We start from the raw sequence: 21,675 nt of genomic DNA on the forward strand, positions 1-21,675 counted from the left end.
TACCCGCGGCGTTTCACGCCACGGGCTCCAACACGGATGCCTCCGCCATGCCTTCGGCGGGGGCATCCGTCGTCTCGTCAACGGCGCAGGCGAAGCGGGCGCGGTAGGCCGTGGGTGTCGTGCCGAGCACCCGCGAGAAGTTCTGGCGCAGCACCGCCGCGGATCCGAAGCCGCTCTCGTAGGCGATGCGGTCGAGCCCGAGATCGGTCTTCTCGAGCAGGCGCTGCGCGTGGATGATGCGCTGGCGAGCAAGCCAAGCCGCGGGAGTCGCGCCGTAGTCGGCCTTGAACCGGCGGGCGAACGTGCGCGGCGACATGTGGGCCTTCGCGGCCAGCTGGTCGACGGTGAGATCCAGCCGCAGGTTGTCGAGCATCCAGTCGGTCACCGGCGCGAGCGAGAGCGAGGTCGTGGCCGGCAGCGGGTTGGCGATGAACTGCGCCTGGCCGCCGTCGCGCTGCGGCGGCACCACCATGCGACGGGCGATCTTGTTGGTGAGCTCGGCCCCGAGCTCCTGTCGCAGCAGATGCAGGCAGGCGTCGAGCCCCGCGGCGGTCCCGGCGCTCGTGATGATGCGGCCGTCCTGGACGTACAACACGTCGGGGTCGACGTCGATCGACGGGTACATCTCCTTCATCTTCTGGGCGTACATCCAATGCGTCGTCGCGCGCCGCCCGTCAAGGACACCCGAGGCGGCGATGACGAACGATCCGCTGCAGACGCTCAGCACCCACGCGTCCCGGGCGACGGCGGCGCGGATCACGTCGAGCACGCGCTCGTCGACGCCGCCCCAGTACTGATGAGGCACCGGCGAGACGACGACGAGGTCCGCGTCGTACGCGAACGACAGGTCGTTGTCGACGTTGATCGAGAAGCCCATCTTCGACTGCACGACGCCGGGGTCGGGGGTCACGACGCGGAAGTCGAAGGTCGGGATGCCGTCATCCGAGCGGTCCAGGCCGAACGCCTCGCAGGCGACGCCGAACTCGAACGGCGCGAACCCGTCGGTGACGATGCAGGCGACGGTCTTCATATCGGTTCCCTTCCCGCCCGTGACCGGACGACGGCGCATGCGGCCTGGCAGTTTTCGTGCGATGTGTGTCCATTCTGCCACTCGTGGCAGTACGACCACAAGCGTAGCGTTTCTGCCATGTTGATGGTGATTCTCTTCTCAGCCCTGTCCGCGGTGGCGGTCGCCTCGACGATCGTCAACCTCCGCCGGGACGGCTTCCGCCGCGTCCCCACCGATCGCACCCGTCTCCCCTGACGACGGCGACCGCCCTAGACTCGGCGCGTGACGACTCCCTCGGACGCCCCGCAGTCTGCCGACACCCCTTCTGACGCGGCGCCCGCGGCCGCACCGGCCGCGGCCCCCGCCGCTCACCCCGCGTCCACACCGGGCGCGCAACCGACCGGCGCGCCAGCCACGCAACCGGCCGCACCCGCGCAACCGGCCCCCGCCCCGAGCACTGCTCCCGGCGCCGCCGCGGTCGGCGTGCCGTACGGAGCACCGCCCTCGTACGGCTCCAGCCCCCGCCCGGGCAAGAATCCGGTCGGCACCGTCGCGTTCGTACTGGGCATCGTGGTGCTGCTCGGTTCCACCTCGTCGCTGCTCGCTCAGGCGGCGGTGCTGCGCTCGGGCGACTACGTCGCGATCGCCGTGGTCGCCAACGTGTTCGCGATCGTCCAGGGTCTGCTCGCGTTGGCGGCGATCGTGTGCGGCGCGATCGGCCTCACGCGCAAGGGCCGACCCAAGGGTATGGCCGGCATCGGGCTCGGCATCGGCGTGACCGCGCTGTGGGCCGTCCTGGGCGGCGTCCTCTACGGCGTCGCGGTGCAGCTCATGGTGTGATCAGCGCGTGACGCGGTCGTAGACGGCGATCATCGCCGCAGTGCGCGAGGACTGCCGGAACCTCTCCCCGATGGCCGGATCAGGCATCGGCGCGCGGCCGGCCGCGATGTCGGATGCCGCCTGCCGCAGCGCCGCGGCGAGCGCCGATGTGGACGCATCGGGGCCGTTCCCCTCACCCACCGGCCAGAGACCGCTGCCGAGCTCGCCGGCCAGATCGGGGTCGCTGACGATCGACGCCGTGCCCAAGGAGGCCGCCTCGAAGATCGTCATTCCCTGCGTCTCGAAGCCGATCGACGTCTGCACGACAGCGTCCGCGGCAGCGATGCGGCGCAGGGTCTGGGCGTACGGCATCCGTCCGGCGAACGTGACGGTCGCGTTCGGCCGCAGCCGCTCCACCAGTCGTCGTGCTGCGCGATGCTGCCCCCCGCCACCGATGATCTCGACATCCGCCGTGACGCCGGATGCGGCGAGCGCCTCGAGGAAGGGCAGCAGCCGCTTCTCGGGACTCATCCGCCCGAGCCACACGAAGCGCGGCGGTCCCGGCGTTCGTGCGGGGGGCGCCTCCGCCAGCACCTCATCGAGCACGTCGTCGTCGATGCCGTTCCAGATCACGTCGACGGTGTAAGGCGGCTCCGAGGCGCGCGCCGGTTCGACCCGGCGTCCCGCCGGCCGGACGCCGTGCGCTTCGAGGCGCCCCGCGAAGTGCGACGACGGCGCGGTGACGGCATCCGCTCGCGCCGCGAATCTGCGCAGATACGCCCACCCGTCGGTGCCGGCCGCGTCGGCCGCGCTCCCGAAGCCGAGGGCGCGGCGCTGCCAGGCGTTGAGCACGCGCAGCACCAGCTTCGGAAACGGCGTGGTGGCCTCGATACCGACATCCAGCCTGTTGTGCATCGTGTGCACGACCGGCAGTCCGTGACGCCGCGCGAACCGGTATCCGATGAAGGCCCCCCAGAAGTCGGCCTGCACGTGCACCACGTCGACCGGCGGACGCCCCGTGTCCGCCATCAGACGTTCGATGGCGGCATCCAGCCATCGATCGGTACGACGGCCGGGCCACGTCATCGAGTACTCGCGATCGACCGTGATCGGCATGGACGGCAGGTCGAGGTACGAGGGATCGCGCGGCGCGGCGGCGGCGCGCGGGCCGTGCATCGCCGGCGCCACGATCGTCACCGTGTGCCCCGCCTTCTCGAGGAACCGCCGCTGCAGGCGCATCGACACCTGTGCCCCGCCGAGCGATTCGGCGTGCTGGTCGCCGAACATCACCACGTGCACGGGCTGCTACTCCGGCAGGGGCTCGTCGCGATACAGCGCCTCGAAGGTGTCGAGCGTACGACGCATGTCGTGCACCTTGACGCCCTCGAGGGAGGCCTGCTGCATACGCAGACGCTCTTCGGGCGACTGCGTGAGCACGGTGGTGAGCTTGGCGGCGAGGTCGTCCACGTCTCCCGGGCGGAAGAGGTACCCGTTCTCGCCGTCGTGCACCAGATGAGGAAGCGCGACCGCGTCGGCGGCGACGATGGGAAGGCCCGAGGCCATCGCCTCCATCGTCGCGATGGACTGCAGCTCGGCGATCGACGCGATGGCGAAGACGCTCGCGTTCGTGAGCAGCGATCGCAGCTCTTCGTCGGTCGTGTGGCCGTGGAACGAGACCCGGTCGGCGAGGCCGAGTTCGCTGGTGAGCTGCTCGAGGTTGCGACGCTGGTCGCCGCTGCCGACGACGTCGAAGCGCACGTCGAGGGCCGGGTCGAGCTTCGCGATCGCTCGCAGGATGACGTCGATCTGCTTCTCGGTCGTCAATCGCCCGACGAACACGATGCGGTTCGCGTCACGCGGCGCGAGGTCGGCCGTGTAGTTGCTCGCATCGATGCCGCAGCTGACGGGGATGACCCCGGTGATGTCGATGGTCGACTCGAGGAAGTCCGCCGCCTTGCGCGTGGGGGTGGTGACCGCGCGCGTCAGATCGAAGGTGCGCTTGGCGTCGGCCCATGCGATCTTCACGAACTGCTTGTTCAGCGCGTCGGGAAGCGTGGTGAAGTCGAGGATGTTCTCGGCCATCACGTGGTTGGTGGCGATGATCGGGATGCCGCGCTTGGCCGCCTCGCGTGACAGCCCGCGGCCGATCACGATGTGGGACTGGATGTGCACGACGTCCGGTTTCACCTCGTCGAGCACGCGGCGCGCATAGTGCTTCGACATCCACGGCAGCACGAACGTGAGCCAGTCGTGCGGGTAGTAGCGCCATGACGGCAGGCGGTGCATCGTCATCGGCTGACCCTCGATGACCTCCGTGAAGGTGCCGTGCTCGCGGTGGGTCTTGCTCGGCGCCATGACGTGCACGTCGTGTCCGCGGGTGACGAGGCCGGCGGCCAGGCGCTCGGCGAAGCGGGCGGCGCCGTTGACGTGCGGCAGGAAGGTGTCGGCGCCGATGAGGATCTTGAGCGGTCTGGGACTCGCGGCGGGGGTGTCGTCGGGCGTCGCAGGATCGGTCACGGTGGGGGGCCTGTCTGTGCGGCGGGCGGCGCGCGGCAGCGGTGGCCGCCGCGCGGCATCCACTGTACCGGAGGGGTTCGCGCGGCCCGCCCAGGAACGCGCCAGATGCGCCCCGTAGCCTGGAGGCATGCCCCGACTGCAGGCAGACGCCGACCCGAACCTGTGGGTACCCGTGACCGAGTCGCTCGGACTGCGCGGGCGTCGACACCGCAAAGCCGCGATCAGGATGCTGCTCACCCAGGCGGGCTCCGCGCTCGGTGCGCCGTCACGTCCGGGCGGCGGGTTCGCGGCGTGGGCGATGAGCCAGGCCGCTCCGCTTCTCATGCGCCGGGCCGCCGGTCGCGTGCTGGTGTGGGTGTGGAAGGCGGATGCCGAGCTCGTGGTGGTGATGGCGCAGCTGCAGCAGGCGACGAACGAGTTGCGCGCGGCACGCGCCATGATGCCGATGGAGTACGACGACACCGAGTCGTTCCGCTCTCCGTACCTCGGCGTCGGCGAGAAGCTGGAGATGCCGTTCGGAAGCCAGGTGCGTCAGCCGGCAGCGCCCGCACCCGACGGGCCCGCGGCAACGGTCTCGGGCTCCGCGGACGGGCGCACGCCGCCGTTCGCCACCTACACGTGGGACACCGGATCGCATTTCGTCACGGTGACCGCCGTGTGCTCGGACCGCACCCGGTTCGGCACGGTGATCGGCAGCGTCGACGACCTCGCCCGCACCGTGCGCGTGGTCGACGACCTCACCCTGGGCGAGGCGCCCGGCGTGCTGCGCATCGAGCCCTCGAACTGACGCACCGGTCGCGCCTTCCCGGTCCAGCGCCTCGAACCGCGAGACTTCAACGGAGCGCCGAGACTGCGGTCCGCGCCCGAAGTCTCGGCGGCCCGATGAAGTCTCGCGGTCAGAGGTCGCGGTGCCGGGGGGCTCGGGGGTCAGGAGGGCTCGATGTCGCCCGGCTTCCAGGAGCCGTCGAACCAGCTCTCGAGCGGTCCGTACAGGCGCAGCAGCACGAACCAGCCCTTGCCGGCGACGGTCTGCACCCAGTTCGTCGCGAGCGTCGAGGGCTCGTCCGGACCGAACACGATGTCGACGGACCCGTCTTCGTTGTAGACGAGGGCGTCGCGTTTGCTGTTGCGGCTGGGCAGCGGCTGGCCGGTCTGCAGCTCGGAACGGGTTTGCGGGTCGTAGACCACGACGGACCAGAAATCGGATGCCGGCGCGTCGGCCGGGATCCGCAGGCGGTACGTCTTTCCACCGTCGAGGGGCTCGTCGTTCACGTCGAGGGTCGCCAGCGCATACTGCGAGCCCCGGCCCACCATCTTCAGTGCCATGGCCGGCGTGTTGACCGTCGCGAGGTAGAAGAACGTCGTGCGACCGTCCAGGAATCGCCCGCCCCGGCCGCCGTCTCGCAGGAACCGGTAATCGCCGCCCGGGAAGGGATTCACCCAGCGGCGGTCGTCGTAAAGGAAGAACGCCCGTTCCCGGGAGCGGAACCCCATGGCGCGAGCGGTGCCGTTGGCCACCGCCGCCGCGTCGACGAGGATGCCGCGCATCCGCTCGTCGGGGGCGAACGGCGCGTCCTTCGTGATGCCGATGGACGCGAGCAGCCCGCGGGTCTCGGCGTCGATCACATCGATCGGCTCCTTGGCGATCACCTGGGCGACCTCGTCGTAGAACGTCACGTCGTTGGCGTGAACGGTGTTCACCTCGACTCCTGAGAGCGACGTCCACTCCATCGCCGGCGGATCGGAACGAGTCGAAAGCGGGTAGACCTTGACCCCGTTCTCGAACAGCGCGACCGCGGCATCCGGCTTGCCGTCCACCAGGAACCCGCGCAGGATCACGAGGTTGACCGCGCTCGGCGACTCCGCGATGAACCAGCCCTCCGGCCGCTCACCGTCGTAGCCGGGCGGCACGATGAGGTAAGTCCCGCCGGCACCGCGGTCAGGGCCGGGAGCACCGAGGTCGACCACGAAGCGGAACCACGCGTCGTCCACGGTGCCCGGGCCCGAGCCCGGCGGCACCTCGATGACGGTGGGGCCGTCCCGCTCGATGTCCAGCATGGCGATCGCGTACACCGTATCGGTGTTGCCGGTGAGCAGGAGCGGGTTGGAATCCAGCAGTCGGTCGGTGATCACGCCTTTGTGGCACGCGTCCCCGGCGACCTCCACCGTCGCCCGGCGAATCGCCTCCAGCGAGGCGGCCGGGATGCAGGTCAGGAATGCCTCGACGCCCCGCAGGAAGTCGAGGTGGTCGAAGAGCTTGTCGGTCGTCTCCGCGGTCGGCACGCCGTCGATGAACTCGAGATCGCCGATGCGGGTGCTCACTCGATCAGGCGTCGTGATCTGCGACGGAATCGGCGTGTTGTAACCGGGCTTCACGTCATTGGTCATCGCGTATGGGTGTGACGACTCAGAAGCGACGCTCACGGCGGTCTTCGCGGCGGTCCTGCCTGCGGTCGATCCCGTTCGACACGACCTTCGCCGTCCCCACGACGGCCGCCGTGCGGGCGACCGGGCGGCCGATCATGCCGACGCGTCCCACGCGTCCGATTCCGATGGGCATGTCACTCTCCTTCATTCGTCAGGGAGGCCAGCAGTGCCTGCGTCGGGATGCGGCCCGACGCGATGAGCTGGCCGCCGTTGCGCCGGACCGCGACGGCGAACGGCGCGGCCCACGTGTTCTCCCACACCAGCACTGCCGCGCTGCTGCCGGGTTCCATCGCTTCGGCGATGTCGAGCAGGTCCTGCTCCGCGAGCACCTCGGCCAGGGTCGCCTCGATGACACCCAGCTCTCCCAGGTCCTCGATGTCTTCGATCTCGTCGACGTCGATGGATCCGTCCTCGCCCTTGTGCAGGAACATCAGGTCCAGCACGCGGATGGTGCCGTCGGCGACGAGGGCGACCAATTCCGCGGCGGCCTCGCCGGTCAGGCGGGTCTGTCCGGCCGGGAACTCGACCACGATGTAGTCGATCGGCCCCAGCTCTTCGTTGCTGCTCGCATCGGTCATGTCTGCTCCCTCCGGACGGAGTGCACCTCCGGCACCCTCGGGCTCCATCGAATCGCCGCCGCGAGCGCGTCGCGTCATGCGAATCGCGTGAACAGAACCCGCGGCCCAGCCCACCTGGAACCGCGAGACTTCATCGGAGCGCCGAGACTTCGGGCGCGGACCGCAGTCTCGGCGGCCCGATGGAGTCTCGCGGTCATGGGTGGCAGGCGGAGGTCGCGGCCAGAGCTCGGGTCACCGGTCGGTCACAGCTCGAGGCGGCTGTCGCTGAAAGACAGGATCGCGGCGTCGCGGCGATCGACCTCGGAAGCGGGCGGACGATACGGTGAACCGGAACCATCCCGTCATCGTCTGGAGGAGCCATGGGCGGCGCCATCGGAGAGACCCTGCCTTTCGCCCTCGGCGTGGCGATCAGTCCCATCCCGATCATCGCGGTGATCCTCATGCTGCTGTCACCGAAGGCGCGGGCCACGAGCGTGGGCTTCCTCCTCGGATGGCTGGCCGGCATCGTCATCGCGGTGACGGTGTTCACGCTCCTGTCGTCGATCCTCCCCGGCTCTGACGCCGATGAGAGCCACCCCATCCAGGGCGTCATCCGGCTGATCTTCGGGATGCTGCTGCTCCTGCTCGCGCTGCGTCAGTGGCGCGGACGGCCCAAGGCGGGCGAGGAGCCGAGGATGCCGAAGTGGATGCAGGCGATCGACAAGGTGAGCTTCCCGACGGCCCTGGGCCTCGGCTTCCTGCTGTCGGCGGTTAACCCCAAGAACCTCCTGCTGACCGCGGGAGCGGGCGTCGACTTCGGCTCGGCGGGCCTCGACGCCGGGGCCGTCATCGCCGTCATCGCGGTCTTCACGCTGGTCGCGGCATCCACCGTCCTCATCCCGGTCGTGGGCTACCTCGTCGCCGCCGACCGGCTGAAGGAGCCGCTCGACGCTCTGCGCGTCTGGCTCGCCCGCGAGAACGCGGTCATCATGGCGGTGCTGCTGCTGGTGCTGGGGGTGGACCTCATCGGCAAGGGCATCGCCGCGTTCTGATCGGCGCCGGACGCCCCTGCCCGGGGCTACGGTGGAGCGGTGACTGCCGTGATCCACGACCAGGTGCTCATTCCCGGCGGCGTCTTCCGCATGGGGTCGGACGAGTTCTACCCGGATGAGCGCCCCGTGCACGAGCGCGAGGTGGCGCCGTTCCGGATCGACCGCTACGCCGTCACCAACGCGCAGTACGCCGCGTTCGTCGACGACACCGGCTACGTCACGGTGGCCGAGCGCGAGCTCGATCCCGCCGCGTTCCCGGGAGCCGACCCCGACGACCTCGTGCCCGGGGCGATGGTGTTCAGCCCGACATCCGGTCCGGTCGACCTCGGCAACTGGCGCAACTGGTGGCGCTGGCAGCCGGGCGCCTTCTGGCGGTGCCCGTTCGGGCCGCAGTCGTCGATCGACGACAGGATGCGGCATCCCGTCGTCCACATCGCCTTCGAGGACGCCGTCGCCTACGCCGAGTGGGCGGGTTTGCGGCTGCCCACCGAGACCGAGCACGAGTACGCCGCCCGTGGCGGGCTGGACGGCGCGCGGTTCGCGTGGGGTGACGAGCCGTACCCCGACGGCGTGCCGCAAGCGAACTCGTGGCTCGGGCACTTCCCGTACGACAACCGGGGCGTGGGGGATGCCGCACCCGTCGGCTCGTACCCGCCCAACGGGTACGGGCTGTACGACATGACCGGGAACGTGTGGGAGTGGACGACCGACTTCTACACCCCCCGGCATCTGCGCCTGTCGGACAAGCCCGTGGACGCGGGAAGACGCGAGAACCTGCTGGCGGCGGCGAGCGCCCAGGAGGGGTTCCCCTCGATCCCGCGGCGGGTGCTCAAGGGCGGGTCGCACCTGTGCTCGCCGGAGTACTGCCTGCGCTTCCGTCCCGCCGCCCGTTCACCGCAGGCCGAGGACACCGGGATGTCGCACATCGGCTTCCGCTGCGCCGCCGACGCCTGATCGGGCTCGGTCCGCAGCCGCGGCCGCCGCGTCGCGAGGAAGCGGAACCGGGCAAAGACTCCGGGATTCACGCGGAGTGCACTACATGACCCGACGGGCGGCAGGGCATGCTTAGCCCGTGGATTCCGTTCTCGGCACCAACCTCTCCTGGCTTCTCGCGAGCCTGGCGCACGTGATCATCGTCATCGTCGCGCTCGTCTACATCCCCCGGGACCGCAAGCCGACGGCGGCGATGGCGTGGCTGCTGCTGATCGTGCTGCTTCCACTCGTGGGCGTGGTGCTGTACCTCCTGATCGGCAACTTCCGGCTGCCGGCGAAACGGCGCGACGAACAGGCGCGCATCGACGCGATGATCCGCGGCAACGTCGCCGACCGCCAGCTCGAGCGGACCGACGCCGAATGGCCCCGCTGGTTCGAGCGCGTCGTGCAGCAGAACGAGAACCTCACAGCGCTGCCGGCATCCTGGGGCAACGAGGCCGAGCTGTACGGCGACTACCAGGCCTCCATCGACGCGATGGCGGCCGAGATCGAGAAGGCGCAGCACTTCGTGCACGTGGAGTTCTTCATCGTGGCGTGGGACGACACCACGCGCGGGTTCTTCGCCGCCATGGAGCGCGCCGTCGCGCGCGGCGTCACCGTGCGTCTGCTGGCGGACCACTTCTCCACCAAGCGACTGGCCAACTCGAAGGCGACCTTCGCCGAGCTCGACCGCATCGGCGTGACATGGGCGTGGATGCTGCCGGTCATGCCCCTGCAGGGGAAATACCAGCGTCCCGATCTGCGCAATCACCGCAAGATCGTCGTCGTCGACGGTCGGGTGGCGTTCATGGGATCGCAAAACCTCATCGACCGCAGCTACGACGCCCCGAAGAACATCAAACGCGGCCTGAAATGGCAGGAGCTCATGACCCGGCTCACCGGGCCCGTAGTCGCCGAGGTGAACACGGTGTTCCTCTCGGACTGGCTCATCGAGACCGGCGAGGACCTGTCGGCCACCGAGCACGTGCCGGCCACGCAGCTGGAGGCATCCACGTCATCAGACGCCCTGATGTGCCAGGTGGTGCCCAGCGGCCCGGGCTATGAGACCGAGAACAACCTGCGGCTGTTCCTCTCGCTCATCTACGGAGCCACGGAGAAGGTCATCCTGACGAGCCCGTACTTCGTCCCCGACGAGGCGATGGTCTACGCGATCACGACCGCGTGCCAGCGCGGCATCGAGGTGCAGCTGTTCGTCTCGGAGATCGGCGACCAGTTCATGGTGTGGCACGCGCAGCGGTCGTACTACGCCACGCTGCTCGAGGCGGGAGTGCGCATCTTCCTGTACCCGGCGCCGTTCATCCTGCACTCCAAGCACTTCTCCATCGACGATGACATCGCCGTGATCGGCTCGAGCAACATGGACATCCGCTCGTTCAGCCTCAACAGCGAGGTCTCGCTGCTCGTGCGCGGCGAGACGTTCGTGGCCGCCATGCGCGAGGTGGAGCAGGGCTATCGCGACATCGGCCGGGAGCTGACGCTGGAGCAGTGGCGGCGCGAACCCGCCAAGGCGACGTTCCTCGACGGGGTCATGCGGCTCACGTCCGCCCTCAACTGATGAGCGAGCGGACCACCCCTGCCGCGTCGGTGCGATCGGCGGTACTCTCGCGACCAGAGCTCCGGAGCAGGTGCGGCGCTTGAACCAGCCGGCCGGAAGAAGGAGACGCAGATGACCAGCTTCGACTACGGACCCATCGAGTTCTACGCGATCGCGTTCGACGGCGACCGTCCGGGTCCGGCGGTCCTCCAGGCGATCGACGATCTCGTCGCCACGGGCACCGTCAACCTGCTCGACCTCGTCTTCGCCCGCCGCTCGCCCGACGGTGAGATCGAGGTTCTCGAGCTGTCGGACACGGTCAACGACGGCGCGCCCGCTCTGGACCTGGCGGGTCTTGCGGGCGAGGAGGACATCCTCTTCCTCGCGGAGAGTCTGGAACCGGGCAGGTCGGCGGCGATCCTTGTCGTCGAACTGCTGTGGGCCAAGTCGTTCGCGAGCGCCCTGTACGACGCGGGTGGTGCGGTCATCGCGCGGCACGGAGTGCCCGCCCCGGTGGTGAACGCGTTCCTCGCAGAGAACGCCGGATGAAGGAGGAGAGATGCCACTCGGAAGAATGGGACGACCGGGCCTGATCGGGATGGCGGCGCGCACCGCCGTGGTCGCCGGCACCGCGACGGCGGTCTCGGGCAGCGTGGCACGCCACCAGCAGCAGAAGGCGTACCAGGCTCAAGAGGCGCAGGCCTACGAGATGCAGCAGCAGCAGGCGGCCATGCAGCAGGCTGCCCAGCAGGCCGCCGCCCAGCAGGCCGCGGCCCAGCCGGCTGCCCCGGCCGGCGGGGGAAACGACCTGATGGCACAGCTCTCGCAGCTGGGTCAGCTGCACGCGCAGGGGATCCTCTCGGACGACGAGTTCGCCGCCGCGAAGGCGAAGCTGCTGGCCTGACGCCGGGGCGGGATGCCGCCCTGCGACGGATGCCGCCCTGCGACGGTTGCGCCCTGCGACGGATGCCGCCCTGCGACGGATGCCGCCCGGGAGTGCGCCCGGAGCCGCCGGGGTCTCAGCCGCCGGGGCGGTCGTCGCCGCCGTGGCCCTCGGCATCCGGGTCGAGGACCTCGCCGCGGGGAGCGCGAGGGTCGCCGGAAAGACCTGAGCCGCCGGGAGCGCGAGGGTCGCCGGAAAGACCTGAGCCGCCGGGAGTGCCGGCATCCCGTGCCGGATCCGGGCGCGCGGACGCGGCCGTCAGCGCCTCGACCTTGGCCAAAAGTTCGCGCACCTGCGCGCGCGTGGCGGGCTCGCGATCGTCATGTCCCCGCGAGGCCAGCTCGACGACGAGTGAGGCGAGCGTCGCCGTGATGATGCCGGCCAGAGCCACCCCGCCGAACATCACTCCGATCCCCACCAACCGCCCGGCATCCGTGATCGGCGTGTAGTCGCCGAAGCCCGTCGTCGTCACCGTCACGCAGGCCCACCAGAACGCGATGCCGAACGTCGTGATGTTGGCACCCGGCGCGTGACGCTCGGCCTCGAGCACGGCCAGCGACGCGATGTAGATGAGGATGACCGCCGCACCCGCGCCGTACACCATGATCTGCGTGCGCAGCCGGTCGCCTCGGGTGGAGCGCAGCCCGGGCAGCAGCGTGAGGAACCGCAGCAGTCGCACGAGGCGCAGCACGGGCACCAGCGCGAACGCGAGGTCCGACAGATGCGTGCGGAACCACACCCATCTGCGGTCGGCCATGAACAGGCGCACCAGGTAGTCGACGATGAAGATGCCCCACGTCACCAGCACCACCGTCGTGGCGACGATGCGCGCGGGGCCGGTCAGGTCGGCGATCACCCGCCACGAATAGGCGACGAGGTAGGCGAACCCGGCCACCACGAGCGGGACCTCGGTGCGTGCCCGCCACGTCGATTCGTCCACACGCGCATTGTGCCCTACGCGGACCGCGTCGCCCCGGGGGCGCGCCCGGGCTGCGGGCAGGCGACGGGAGACACGACCGGAGACGCTCACGCGCGCGACGGATCGGGAGCCTCGCCACGCCCCGCGGCTCAGCGGATCACGGCCCTCCGAGGCGCTCGCGTGCCGCGGCGGCCGGAGTGGCGTCGCGATCGCCCGAGAGCCACCGCAGCCAGAGGGCGCCCGGGTCGCCTTCCAGCACGAGCGCCCGGACGAACAGCGTGAGCGGGATCGACAGGATCGCGCCGAGCGGCCCGATGACGAACGTCCAGAAGATGACCGAGAAGAAGCTCAGGGTCAGGCTGAGGTCGACGGCGTCACTGACGAACTTCGGCTGCACGAGCACCTGCAGCACCACATTGACCACGCAGTAGATCGCGATGACGGCGAGCAGGAGCGGCCACCCGCCCACGACGAACGCGAGCACGGCCGGGGGGATCAGCCCCAGCACGAACCCGATGTTCGGAACGAAGTTGGTCACGAACGCCAGCACCGCCCACACGACCGGGACCGGAACGCCCAGCGCCCACAGCGCGAGGCCGTCGATGACGGCGACGATGGCACCGAAGGTCGCGTTGACGACGTAGTAGCGACGGATGCCGGTGTTCAGGCGCCGGATCCGCGCCAGGGCGGGGCGGCGGCCCGCGCCGAACACCCGCTCCGCCTCCCGGTACCGGGCCGCGTCGGCGGCCATGAAGATGATGTACGACACGACGAAGAAGAGGGCGGTCAGCACGGCGATCACCGTGCCGCCCAGGCTCGACACCAGCCCGACGATCGCCTGCGGGTCCAGCACCGCGGCCGCGGCATCCGTCGCCTCCTGGTCCAATCCGACGGACTGCAGCCACGCCAGGAAGCCGTCGAGGCTGCCGCGGAGCTTGTCGAGGTACTCGTCGACCAGCTGGGCGAACTGCACCCCGGCCACCCACAGCAGCAGCCCCATCACCACGAGCACGAGGTAGGCGACGAGGATGACGGCGGTCGTCCCGGCCCAGCGCGGCCAGCCGCGGCGGTCGAGCGGGCGACGCACGGGCTCGCAGATCACGACGAGCACGATCGCGAGCGCGAGCGGGCCGATGAGGCTCCGGGCGAAGTAGACGCCCGCGAGCACGACCACCGTCGTCGCCAGGATGATCAGCACGCGCAGCGACGGCGACAGCACGGGTGCGGGCTGCGGGGGGACGTCGCGCTTCACGCGGCCAGGCTAGGCGACGAACGCCCGGCGATCGGATGAGCGCGCCGAGACGCGCAACGGTCCGCTCGGCGTCGCGCGGCCCGGCGGGGGGTGGTGCGGCGGCTCCGTCCGCAGGAGGCCTATCGCTCGGGGCGGTCGAGGGCCACAATGACCGCATGGCGCACACGGGGCAGGACGGGCGCGACACGGCCTGGGTCGCGCCGCCGAGCATGGCGGATCGCATGGCCGAGGGCCGTGCCGCGCGGGAGCGCACGCCGCGCCGTTCGCTCTCCCGCCTGACGACGACCGGCCGCGATCCCCTCGGCATCCTGGATCGCCAGAATGCGACCCGCGTCGCGGAGCTCGTTCCGCTGCGCATCGAGCGCATGTCGGCGAGCCCGTTCGCGTTCTATCGCGGCACGGCCGCCCTGCAGGCGGCGGATCTGGCCGCCGACCCGCACAGCGGCATCCTCGTCCCGTCATGCGGAGATGCGCACATCGCCAACTTCGGTTTCTACGCCTCGCCCCAGCGCACGCTCGTCTTCGACCTGAACGACTTCGACGAGGCGGCGTGGGCGCCGTGGGAGTGGGACGTCAAACGGCTCGTCGCCAGCATCGTGATCGGTGGTCAGGCGACGAGCCGAGACGAGGCGGTGGTGACGGATGCCGCACTTGCGGCGGTGCGGACCTACGCGCGCGCAATGGCGGCCCACGCCTCGCGCAGTCCCCTGTTGCGCTTCTTCGAGCACTTCGACGTGGGAGCGTTCGCCGATTCGGCCGACAAGGACACCCGCGCCGTGCTGCGCGAGGCGATGCACGACGCGAAGAAGCGCACGGCCGAGCGCGCGATGCGCCGGCTCACGGAGACGCTGCCCGACGGTCGCATGGTGTTCGTCGAGCGCCCGCCCGCGATGGTGCACGGCGACGAGGCCAGCGGCACGCGCCTGCACGAGAACATGCGGCGCTACGCGGACTCGGCGAACATCGACATCCGGATGCTGCTGAACCATTACACCGTCTCGGATCTCGCGCGCCGCGTCGTCGGTGTCGGCAGCGTCGGGACGCTGTGCGGTCTGGTTCTGCTGCAGGACTCCGACGGGAACTCGCTGCTGCTGCAGGCCAAGCAGGCCGGCGAGAGCGTGCTGGTCGAGCACGGGCGGATCGACCAGCCTCCCGAGGCGATGGCATACATCGCGCAGCACGGCCACGGCGGACGGGTCGTCGCACTGCAGCGCATCCTGCAGGCGGTGTCCGACCCGTTCCTCGGTCACCTGCGCAGCGACACCGGGGACTTCTATGTCCGGCAGTTCCGGGACATGAAGGGGTCCGTCGAAGCCGAGACCATCGAGGACCGCCCCTTCCTCGCCTACGCACAGGCCTGCGCGGCGACGCTCGCACGTGCGCACGCACAGTCGCCGAACGCCGCCGCAGTCGCCGGCTACATCGGGAGCGGAGGAGTCGTCGGCGAGTCGCTTCTGGAGTGGGCGTTCGCGTACGCGGCGCTGTCGAAGGCCGACTACGACGCGTTCGTCGCCGCGCACGCCGCGACGGCCGATGCCGAGGCCCCGGTCACCGCGTAGCCCGCGCCGGGCTGCGCCGCCTCGCGCCGGGCTTCAGGCCCGTCGGCCACGGCACGCAAGCCACTCAGGTGTCACGACACGCCGCAACGCCGCGCACGATACCGCGTGTCGCGACCCCCGAACGCCCCACGGACACCACGAGCCCATCTCGCGCGGCGCCCGAACTTCGGCCCGCCGGCCAGGGCACGCAAGCCACTCAGGTGCCACGACACGCCGCAACGCCGCGCACGTTGCCGCGTGTCGCGACCCCCGAACGCCCCACGGATGCCGAGCCCACCGGCACCGGCGAACGCCCCACGGATGCCGCGAGCCCACCGGCACCGGCGAACGCTGACTCAGCCGGACAGGGGCGGGTGCGCGGCGAGCCATTCGTTCGCGACGCGCTTGCCCACCCTCAGCAACCATGCGTCGGTGATGACCTCGCGCAGCTGCTGGAGGTCGACCGCCTCGAGCCGCACGAGCACGGCCGGGTACCCGTCGAAGTGCGGGATGGTGAAGAAGGCGTCCGCGGCGGTCTCGAGGAGAGCCTCTTTGACGGGCAGTCCGTCGGTGCGCACCCCGACCACGTCACCGGCCGGCCATTCGCGGCCGAGTGTCGCCAACTGCTCGAGGTCTCGACCGCTCGGTCCCCGCTGCCACACGAACGAGCCGGCGGCCGTGCGCCACGAGGCTCCGCCGCGGTGGCCGTCGACGCGCTCCGTCACACCCGGCAGTGCGAGCGCGATGGCGCGGACGTCGTCGAGAGTCGCCATGCGTCCATCATCAGCGAGATACGGGCGCGGCGATAGTCACGGCTGCGCGACGAGCGGCTCGGCCGAGAAGGTGAAGGCACGCCCGTGGCGGAACGGCTCGACCAGCTCGAAGTTCTCGAACGCGATGCCCCCGGGGATCGGCGCCTCGCTCATCCAGTACGTGTACCGCCCGTTGACCTGAGCGACCAGCCGCGGATCCGGATCCTCGGCGCGCCACGTCTGAACGGCGGGGATGCCGACGTACCGCCAGTGCTCCCTGGTGCCGGGCGCATGCTCGGCCAGGTGCGGCTCGGCCTCGTCGGGGATCGCCGAGACCGTGACTGCCCCGCCGTCGCGGGCGAGCTGATCCAGTCCGAAACGGGCATGCTCGGCGAAGTGCACGTCCCGGTAGTCCGGCCACAACGCCCCGGCGGTGGCTTCGCGGTCCGCCAGGCGCAGGGTGCGCAGGCGCGCCCAGTTTCCCATGGTCGCCGTCAGCACGCAGGCCTCCAGCCTGGCCGACGAGTCCCGACGGTAGGCGGCGACCGAGATCTCGTGCGGCCGGTCAGCGCGGAAGACCGCCCGCACCCAGACGTCCGCACCGTTGGCGAACGGCTCGACCAGCACGTCGACGGTGAGCCGCTCGACACCGTCGGCGTCGGACACCACGCCACGGGCGGGATCGCGCGGATCCCTCGGCGACGGATCGGCGGCATCATCCACGGTCCACATCCGCAATCCCGGAACGCCATCGAGACGACTGCGCTCCAGCTCGGAGAACCCCCGCTCGGTGGCACCTGACGGGATGGGTTCCACGGCGATGAAGTTCAGCAGACGGTCGCGCGGCTGACCGAGATACGGCGTGTACAGCCGCAGCAGTCCGCGCGGGCCCGACAGCGGATGCAGCCCGAGCTGCATGCCGTCCGGATGACCCCACCGCGGCTCGCGCGGCCCGTCGCCGGGGGCCGGTCGCAGCCATCGTCCGTCGACGACGGCCTCGGTCCACTCGCGTCTTTCCGCGTCGCCGGCCACCGCTCTCCTCTCCCCTGGCTCAGAGCCCGTTGACGCGGCCGACGAGGTTGACCTTGATGCCCACGCGGTCGAGCATCGCGGCCTTGGCGATGAGCGCCTTGTCGGCGGTCTCGGCATCGGGGGCGTAGACCAGCTGCGCGTGGTTGGCCTTGTGACGGGCCATGAACTGGTCGCGGCTGACGTCGTGGAGCACGACGTGGGCGATCGGCCACTCCGGGTTCGTGGCATCCTTGCGGCGCTGCGTCTCGTCCTCGGGCAGCTCGATGACCGTGCCGCGGAAGATGTCGGCCTGCAGGATGCCGTCGGCGATGAACACGCGAGAGAGCACGACTTCGCCGGGCTTGGAGACACCGTTGATCGTCGACCCGCCCGCCGGGAAGAACACCGGGCCCTGGCGCCACCCCTCCGCCTTGTCCCATCCGCCCAGGTGCGAGCCGGGAACCGAGCCCGAGATCTCGTACACCCACACGAACTGGCCGTCGTAGTCCTCGCCCCAGCGCACGTCGTGGAGGGTGTTGTCGGGCACGAGCCCCATCGCGGTCCACACGCGGTCGGTGACGAGCGCGTCGACAGCGACCCCTTCGTCTGCCTCGTTGAAGTGCGGGAACGCCCGGCCCGCGAATAGTTCCCGCTTGCCGTCCCGCGAGTACACCGGCGGGCGCTCGGTCGAGTTGAGCACGCCCTCGGCGAGATCGGATGCCGGGACCAGATCCTTCAGGCCCTGCTGGTACTGGATGCCCACCGCGTCCAGGCCGAAGTCGTCGGCGATGCGCAGCGCGGCGATGTACATCTTCATCTGCCAGCGCACCTGCGCCTCGGTGAGCTCGGTGGCCTCGTCGGTGCCGAACCGGAACGTCATGCCCCTGTCGGTGAGCCAGTTCCGTGCGGCGTCGGCCTCGGCATCCGTCACCGTCAGCATCTCGGCGTACAGCGCCGACTGACTCAGGCGCTCCTTGTAGATTCCCGTGCGGTTGAGCAGCTCGTCGTCGAAGATCGCGTTGTACATGCCCATGCAGCCCTCGTCGAACACGCCGATGATGGCCTTGTCGGCGAGCAGCTGGTCGCCGAGGGCGCGGCCCAGCTGCACCTCGGGTGTGTCGGGCAGCGGGGGCAGGGCGCGCACGTGCGACGCGTCGTGCGTGATGCGCCCCGTCTCGGTCCATTCCTTCAGTCCGGCCTTGAACCAGTCGTCGGTGAAGTCGACGGACCAGAGGGAGGCGTACTCCTTGCCCATCTTCGTCATCCCGGCGTTCAGGCCGAGAAGGCCCACGAGTCCCGGCCAGTCGCCGGCGAAGTTGGCGACGGTGAGGATGGGGCCTTCGTGCGTGCGCAGCCCGGCGAGCACGTGATGCGAGTACTGCCACACCGCCTCGGCGACGATCAGCGGCGCATCCGTCGGGATGCTCTTGAACACCTCGAGGCCCATGCGCTGGCTCGAGATGAAGCCGTGGCCCGTCTCGGGGTCGACCTCGTTGGCACGGATCACCTGCCACCCCAACTCGTTCAGCACACGGGTGACCCCCGCCTCGAGCTCCACCTGGGTCGGCCAGCCGGCCGCGTTCGCCGACTCGCGCAGGTCTCCTGAGGCGATCAGGTACGCCGTCTTCGGCGGCGCCGCCTGGCGCTCGCGCGGCGTGGGAAGGGTATAGCTGGTCATGAGGTCTCCAGTGGTGAGGGGTCTGCAACGGCGGCGCGAGCGCTCACGCTCTCACCGGCCGTCAAGGTGAAGGGCTCCGAAGCCCCGTGGGGCGACACGGCACGACCGCGGAGCACGAGCCGGTCGAGGCGGAGAGTGCCGCCGTCCACATGCAGCGTCAGTGCGTCGCCGTCGATCTGCACGCGGCCCCACGCGCTGCCGGTGGTGAACAGGCCGCGGAACGACCCGCCGCCGACCGGATCGAAGGAGAGTGTGCGCGTCGGCGCGTCCCATTGCGCACCGCTGAACGCGAGGAGCAGCCCCCACGACGCCAGCGAGCGCGCGTAGTGATTGCCGCATTCGATCTCGTTCCACGGACTGCGGTATCGGCCGTCGTAGCGGTCGCGCAGCGTGCGCTCGACCTGCAATGCCTCGTCGACGAGGCCGGCGTAGGCGAGGGATGCCGCGACCTGGTGTTCGATGCCCGTCCACACCTCGTCGGAGTAGACGAACGGGATCGCGGGGCGACCGCCGCCCGGCCAGGAGGCGAGGAGGAGGCCGCCCTCGTCGTTCAGCGCATACACCCGCTGCGTGCTCTCGTGCGCGGTGAGGTCGGTGCGGTGGTTGTGGGCGACGATCGCACCCAGCGCGCTGCGCAGCCGCTCTCGGGGGAGCAGATCGCCCAGGCCGTTGATCCACGCGTGGAACTGCCCGAGCAGCTGGTCCGACAGAACACCCTCTCCGTACTGGTACCGGTGGGCGTCGACATCGTCGATCACCTGCCGGTAGTACTCGCCGTTCCACAGCACCTCGTCCATCCCGGCTGCGACCCGGTCGGCCCGATCGAGCCAGTCCGACGCGCGGTCGCTCTCACCCAGGTGCGCAGCCATGCGCGCGCCCGCGCGCAGCGCCGCGGCGAACATGCCGTTGGCGAGGGGATCGATCCCGTGGAACTCGATGTCGTAGGTGTTGTGCAGCTCGCCGTCCAGCAGGCCATCTCCGTCGCGATCCCATTCGCGGATCGCGTACTCCAGCGCGCGGACGGCAGCCGGCCAGGACTCGCGGAGGAAGTCGTCATCGCCGCAGAACCGCCATTCCCGGTGCAGCCGGATCACGGTGCCGAGCTGTCCGTCGACGGCGGGTCCCATGAACCACGGCTCACCGCCGAAGACCCGGTTGCCGCGGAACTTCTGCCCGCCCTCACTGTCGGTCTCGAGCAGGAACTCCACGCGGCGTGCGCTGCGTTCGAGCGAGGGGAAGAGCCATGCCGCCGTCTGCGCGTACGACCAGACGTGCGTGCACGTGCCTTCGCACGACCCGGCGTGGTCGAACGATCCCTCCCACGCCACGAAGACGGGGCCCGCGCCGAGCATCGGGTTGGGGGTCTCCACGACGAAAGCCGTCGTCGATCGCAGCGCGGCGATGTTGGCGCCCACCGCGTCCGCGACCACCTCGGGCAGGCTTCCGCCGTACAGCGCGTCGACGAACGCGAGGGTGGCGGCCTCGAGCTCAGGAAGCTCGCTGTGAAGATGCGTCGCCGCTGCCCAGGCATCCGGCCACAGAGTCGCGTAATGGTTGCGCACGACGCCTTCGTCCGTGCGGGCGTCGGGAACGATGTGCCCCCGCCACGAACGGTGGCGGTTGGGGAAGCCCCAGGCGAGCACGAACTCGAAATCGCGGGTCTCCCCGGGTGCCAGCTCGTGCACGATCCCAAGTGAGCCCGTGCGCAGTCGCGGCAGCTTCTCGAAGAGCTCCTCCTCGCTCATGGCCGGGGCCGCTGCGGCATCGGCCCCTGCGCCGGCGGCCGGATCCGAGTCGGCGAACAGGCCGCGAGGCCGATCTTCCAGCGTGAGCCGGGGCTCGGGCCCGAGGAGGCCATCCGCAGCGAGGTCGTTCCAGAACAACCGCGGCCCGTCGGGCCAGAATCCCGTGACCCACTGCGGCTTGGCCGTCGTGGCGGCATCCGTCGTCGTGAGGCTGAGCGTGCCGTAACCGAGGTCGTCCTCCGGCAGACGGATGCCGAACTCGAGGCCGCGGACACCGCGGCCGTCGCGGTCCAGATCCTCACGCCAGCGGACTGTCTGCGGGGCCCGCATGCCGAAGGGACCCTCCCCTCGGCCGGCGGTGTGACTCACGCTGCCGGCGACGGTGACGCGGACGCGCTGACCCGAGGGGTTGAAGACCCGGTACCGGAGAACCGCGCCGGGGATGCCGGAGGCGTCGGCGTCGAGCGGCACCAACGGCGTGAAGGCGCGCAGCGATACCTCGACCGGAAGAACGTCATCGTCGAAATCGATGTCGACCACGGGGTACTCGCCGTACATCGTCGCCGACTTCAGCCGCGGCAATCCGGCCTGGCGTTCGAAGGGGTACCCCGCGTCGAGGTCACGGCGCCCGGTGATCTGGGCCTCGAGCACGCGCGTGACCGGGTCGGCGCCGTCCGCGGCGGCGTGGATGGCGAAGAACGAGTACGGGTTCATCCGTCCCTTGTCGGGCAGGTTCTCCAGCTCCCAGTCGCGCAGCTCCCCGCGCGCGCCGAGCGAGACGTTGCCGGTCCCGATACCGCCCAGCGGGAAGGCGACCGGCTCCGCGGTGTGCGGGATGCCGCGTGCCCGCCGCGCAAGCCGAGAAGTCGGCGCGGTCATGCGCACGTGCTCCGCTGCCCTGCGTGGTGCGTGGAACGGGCGGTCATCGG

General features: G+C 70.3%; 20 protein-coding genes. 8 read left to right on the forward strand and 12 right to left on the reverse strand.

The genetic code is table 11. From position 1 onward, the window contains the following. Positions 1-13 precede the first annotated feature (13 nt). Positions 14-1,030: a GlxA family transcriptional regulator gene (locus C9992_RS09960; protein ID WP_106815882.1), complete on the reverse strand. Its 1,017-nt coding sequence runs from the start codon at positions 1,028-1,030 to the stop codon at positions 14-16. A 261-nt stretch (positions 1,031-1,291) separates the two neighbouring features. Here C9992_RS09960 and C9992_RS18075 point away from each other — a divergent pair, with 261 nt between their 5' ends. Beyond that, on the forward strand, positions 1,292-1,849 hold the full coding sequence (locus C9992_RS18075; protein ID WP_160150862.1) for a hypothetical protein: 558 nt from the start codon (positions 1,292-1,294) through the stop codon (positions 1,847-1,849). On the opposite strand, the gene C9992_RS09975 is transcribed toward C9992_RS18075, so the two are convergent. Both C9992_RS09975 and C9992_RS09980 read right to left on the reverse strand, forming a co-directional pair. Next, positions 1,850-3,127, reverse strand: a complete 1,278-nt coding sequence (locus C9992_RS09975; RefSeq protein WP_106815464.1) for a glycosyltransferase — start codon at positions 3,125-3,127, stop codon at positions 1,850-1,852. 6 nt (positions 3,128-3,133) lie between these two features. Beyond that, a complete protein-coding gene (locus C9992_RS09980; RefSeq protein WP_200826284.1) occupies positions 3,134-4,345 on the reverse strand; it encodes a glycosyltransferase in 1,212 nt (403 codons plus the stop codon). A 127-nt stretch (positions 4,346-4,472) separates the two neighbouring features. Between C9992_RS09980 and C9992_RS09985 the strand changes: the two genes are divergently transcribed. Next, a complete protein-coding gene (locus C9992_RS09985) occupies positions 4,473-5,132 on the forward strand; it encodes a hypothetical protein (RefSeq protein WP_106815466.1) in 660 nt (219 codons plus the stop codon). A gap of 140 nt (positions 5,133-5,272) precedes the next feature. Here C9992_RS09985 and C9992_RS09990 read toward each other — a convergent pair whose 3' ends face one another. From C9992_RS09990 to C9992_RS09995, 3 genes are read right to left on the reverse strand one after another with little or no spacing between them, the layout of a single operon-like run. Further along, positions 5,273-6,733, reverse strand: coding sequence for a DUF1254 domain-containing protein (locus C9992_RS09990; RefSeq protein ID WP_106815467.1), 1,461 nt, complete (start codon positions 6,731-6,733; stop codon positions 5,273-5,275). Between the two features lie 19 nt (positions 6,734-6,752). Continuing rightward, a complete protein-coding gene (locus C9992_RS18080) occupies positions 6,753-6,905 on the reverse strand; it encodes a hypothetical protein (protein WP_160150863.1) in 153 nt (50 codons plus the stop codon). A gap of 1 nt (position 6,906) precedes the next feature. Continuing rightward, positions 6,907-7,350 carry a DUF6325 family protein gene (locus C9992_RS09995; protein ID WP_106815883.1) on the reverse strand — a complete coding sequence of 148 codons (444 nt, stop codon included), beginning with the start codon at positions 7,348-7,350 and terminating at the stop codon, positions 6,907-6,909. A 359-nt stretch (positions 7,351-7,709) separates the two neighbouring features. Between C9992_RS09995 and C9992_RS10000 the strand changes: the two genes are divergently transcribed. The 5 genes from C9992_RS10000 (at position 7,710) to C9992_RS10020 (ending at position 11,812) form a co-directional block, all read left to right on the forward strand. Continuing rightward, positions 7,710-8,381 carry a GAP family protein gene (locus tag C9992_RS10000; RefSeq protein WP_106815468.1) on the forward strand — a complete coding sequence of 224 codons (672 nt, stop codon included), beginning with the start codon at positions 7,710-7,712 and terminating at the stop codon, positions 8,379-8,381. Positions 8,382-8,420: 39 nt separating this feature from the next. Continuing rightward, positions 8,421-9,335, forward strand: a complete 915-nt coding sequence (locus C9992_RS10005) for a formylglycine-generating enzyme family protein (protein ID WP_268807181.1) — start codon at positions 8,421-8,423, stop codon at positions 9,333-9,335. A 118-nt stretch (positions 9,336-9,453) separates the two neighbouring features. Beyond that, positions 9,454-10,929 carry a cardiolipin synthase gene (cls, locus tag C9992_RS10010; protein WP_106815469.1) on the forward strand — a complete coding sequence of 492 codons (1,476 nt, stop codon included), beginning with the start codon at positions 9,454-9,456 and terminating at the stop codon, positions 10,927-10,929. Positions 10,930-11,040: 111 nt separating this feature from the next. Further along, on the forward strand, positions 11,041-11,457 hold the full coding sequence (locus C9992_RS10015) for a DUF6325 family protein (protein WP_106815470.1): 417 nt from the start codon (positions 11,041-11,043) through the stop codon (positions 11,455-11,457). A 25-nt stretch (positions 11,458-11,482) separates the two neighbouring features. Beyond that, positions 11,483-11,812 (forward strand): SHOCT domain-containing protein, encoded by a 330-nt coding sequence (locus C9992_RS10020; protein ID WP_106815471.1) that lies wholly within the window; start codon positions 11,483-11,485, stop codon positions 11,810-11,812. A 115-nt stretch (positions 11,813-11,927) separates the two neighbouring features. On the opposite strand, the gene C9992_RS10025 is transcribed toward C9992_RS10020, so the two are convergent. Further along, entirely contained in the window at positions 11,928-12,791 is an 864-nt protein-coding gene (locus C9992_RS10025; RefSeq protein ID WP_106815472.1) for a potassium channel family protein, read from the reverse strand. Positions 12,792-12,927: 136 nt separating this feature from the next. Next, positions 12,928-14,022 carry an AI-2E family transporter gene (locus C9992_RS10030; RefSeq protein WP_106815473.1) on the reverse strand — a complete coding sequence of 365 codons (1,095 nt, stop codon included), beginning with the start codon at positions 14,020-14,022 and terminating at the stop codon, positions 12,928-12,930. Positions 14,023-14,177: 155 nt separating this feature from the next. Here C9992_RS10030 and C9992_RS10035 point away from each other — a divergent pair, with 155 nt between their 5' ends. Then, positions 14,178-15,581 (forward strand): DUF2252 domain-containing protein, encoded by a 1,404-nt coding sequence (locus tag C9992_RS10035; RefSeq protein ID WP_106815474.1) that lies wholly within the window; start codon positions 14,178-14,180, stop codon positions 15,579-15,581. Positions 15,582-15,916: 335 nt separating this feature from the next. Here C9992_RS10035 and C9992_RS10040 read toward each other — a convergent pair whose 3' ends face one another. The 4 genes from C9992_RS10040 to C9992_RS10055 are packed head-to-tail and all read right to left on the reverse strand — an operon-like array spanning position 15,917 to position 21,625. Beyond that, positions 15,917-16,333: an MmcQ/YjbR family DNA-binding protein gene (locus C9992_RS10040; protein ID WP_106815475.1), complete on the reverse strand. Its 417-nt coding sequence runs from the start codon at positions 16,331-16,333 to the stop codon at positions 15,917-15,919. Between the two features lie 36 nt (positions 16,334-16,369). Then, on the reverse strand, positions 16,370-17,344 hold the full coding sequence (locus C9992_RS10045) for a hypothetical protein (protein WP_106815476.1): 975 nt from the start codon (positions 17,342-17,344) through the stop codon (positions 16,370-16,372). Between the two features lie 19 nt (positions 17,345-17,363). Beyond that, positions 17,364-19,001: a fucose isomerase gene (locus C9992_RS10050; RefSeq protein WP_106815477.1), complete on the reverse strand. Its 1,638-nt coding sequence runs from the start codon at positions 18,999-19,001 to the stop codon at positions 17,364-17,366. After that, positions 18,998-21,625, reverse strand: coding sequence for a GH116 family glycosyl-hydrolase (locus tag C9992_RS10055; protein ID WP_106815478.1), 2,628 nt, complete (start codon positions 21,623-21,625; stop codon positions 18,998-19,000). The genes C9992_RS10050 and C9992_RS10055 overlap by 4 nt, the downstream gene beginning before the upstream one ends. Positions 21,626-21,675 lie beyond the last annotated feature (50 nt).

This window comes from Microbacterium timonense (assembly GCF_900292075.1).
GTDB classification, from domain to species: Bacteria; Actinomycetota; Actinomycetes; order Actinomycetales; family Microbacteriaceae; genus Microbacterium; species Microbacterium timonense.

Excerpts from the sequence above, each read along its gene's own strand:
- C9992_RS10015 (WP_106815470.1), top strand. The coding sequence starts at position 11,041 with ATGACCAGCTTCGACTACGGACCCATCGAGTTCTACGCGATCGCGTTC.
- C9992_RS10040 (WP_106815475.1), bottom strand. The coding sequence starts at position 16,333 with ATGGCGACTCTCGACGACGTCCGCGCCATCGCGCTCGCACTGCCGGGT.
- C9992_RS10050 (WP_106815477.1), bottom strand. The coding sequence starts at position 19,001 with ATGACCAGCTATACCCTTCCCACGCCGCGCGAGCGCCAGGCGGCGCCG.
- C9992_RS18080 (WP_160150863.1), bottom strand. The coding sequence starts at position 6,905 with ATGCCCATCGGAATCGGACGCGTGGGACGCGTCGGCATGATCGGCCGC.
- C9992_RS09990 (WP_106815467.1), bottom strand. The coding sequence starts at position 6,733 with ATGACCAATGACGTGAAGCCCGGTTACAACACGCCGATTCCGTCGCAG.
- C9992_RS09960 (WP_106815882.1), bottom strand. The coding sequence starts at position 1,030 with ATGAAGACCGTCGCCTGCATCGTCACCGACGGGTTCGCGCCGTTCGAG.
- C9992_RS10035 (WP_106815474.1), top strand. The coding sequence starts at position 14,178 with ATGGCGCACACGGGGCAGGACGGGCGCGACACGGCCTGGGTCGCGCCG.
- C9992_RS10055 (WP_106815478.1), bottom strand. The coding sequence starts at position 21,625 with ATGACCGCGCCGACTTCTCGGCTTGCGCGGCGGGCACGCGGCATCCCG.
- C9992_RS09995 (WP_106815883.1), bottom strand. The coding sequence starts at position 7,350 with ATGACCGATGCGAGCAGCAACGAAGAGCTGGGGCCGATCGACTACATC.
- C9992_RS09985 (WP_106815466.1), top strand. The coding sequence starts at position 4,473 with ATGCCCCGACTGCAGGCAGACGCCGACCCGAACCTGTGGGTACCCGTG.
- C9992_RS10000 (WP_106815468.1), top strand. The coding sequence starts at position 7,710 with ATGGGCGGCGCCATCGGAGAGACCCTGCCTTTCGCCCTCGGCGTGGCG.
- C9992_RS10020 (WP_106815471.1), top strand. The coding sequence starts at position 11,483 with ATGGGACGACCGGGCCTGATCGGGATGGCGGCGCGCACCGCCGTGGTC.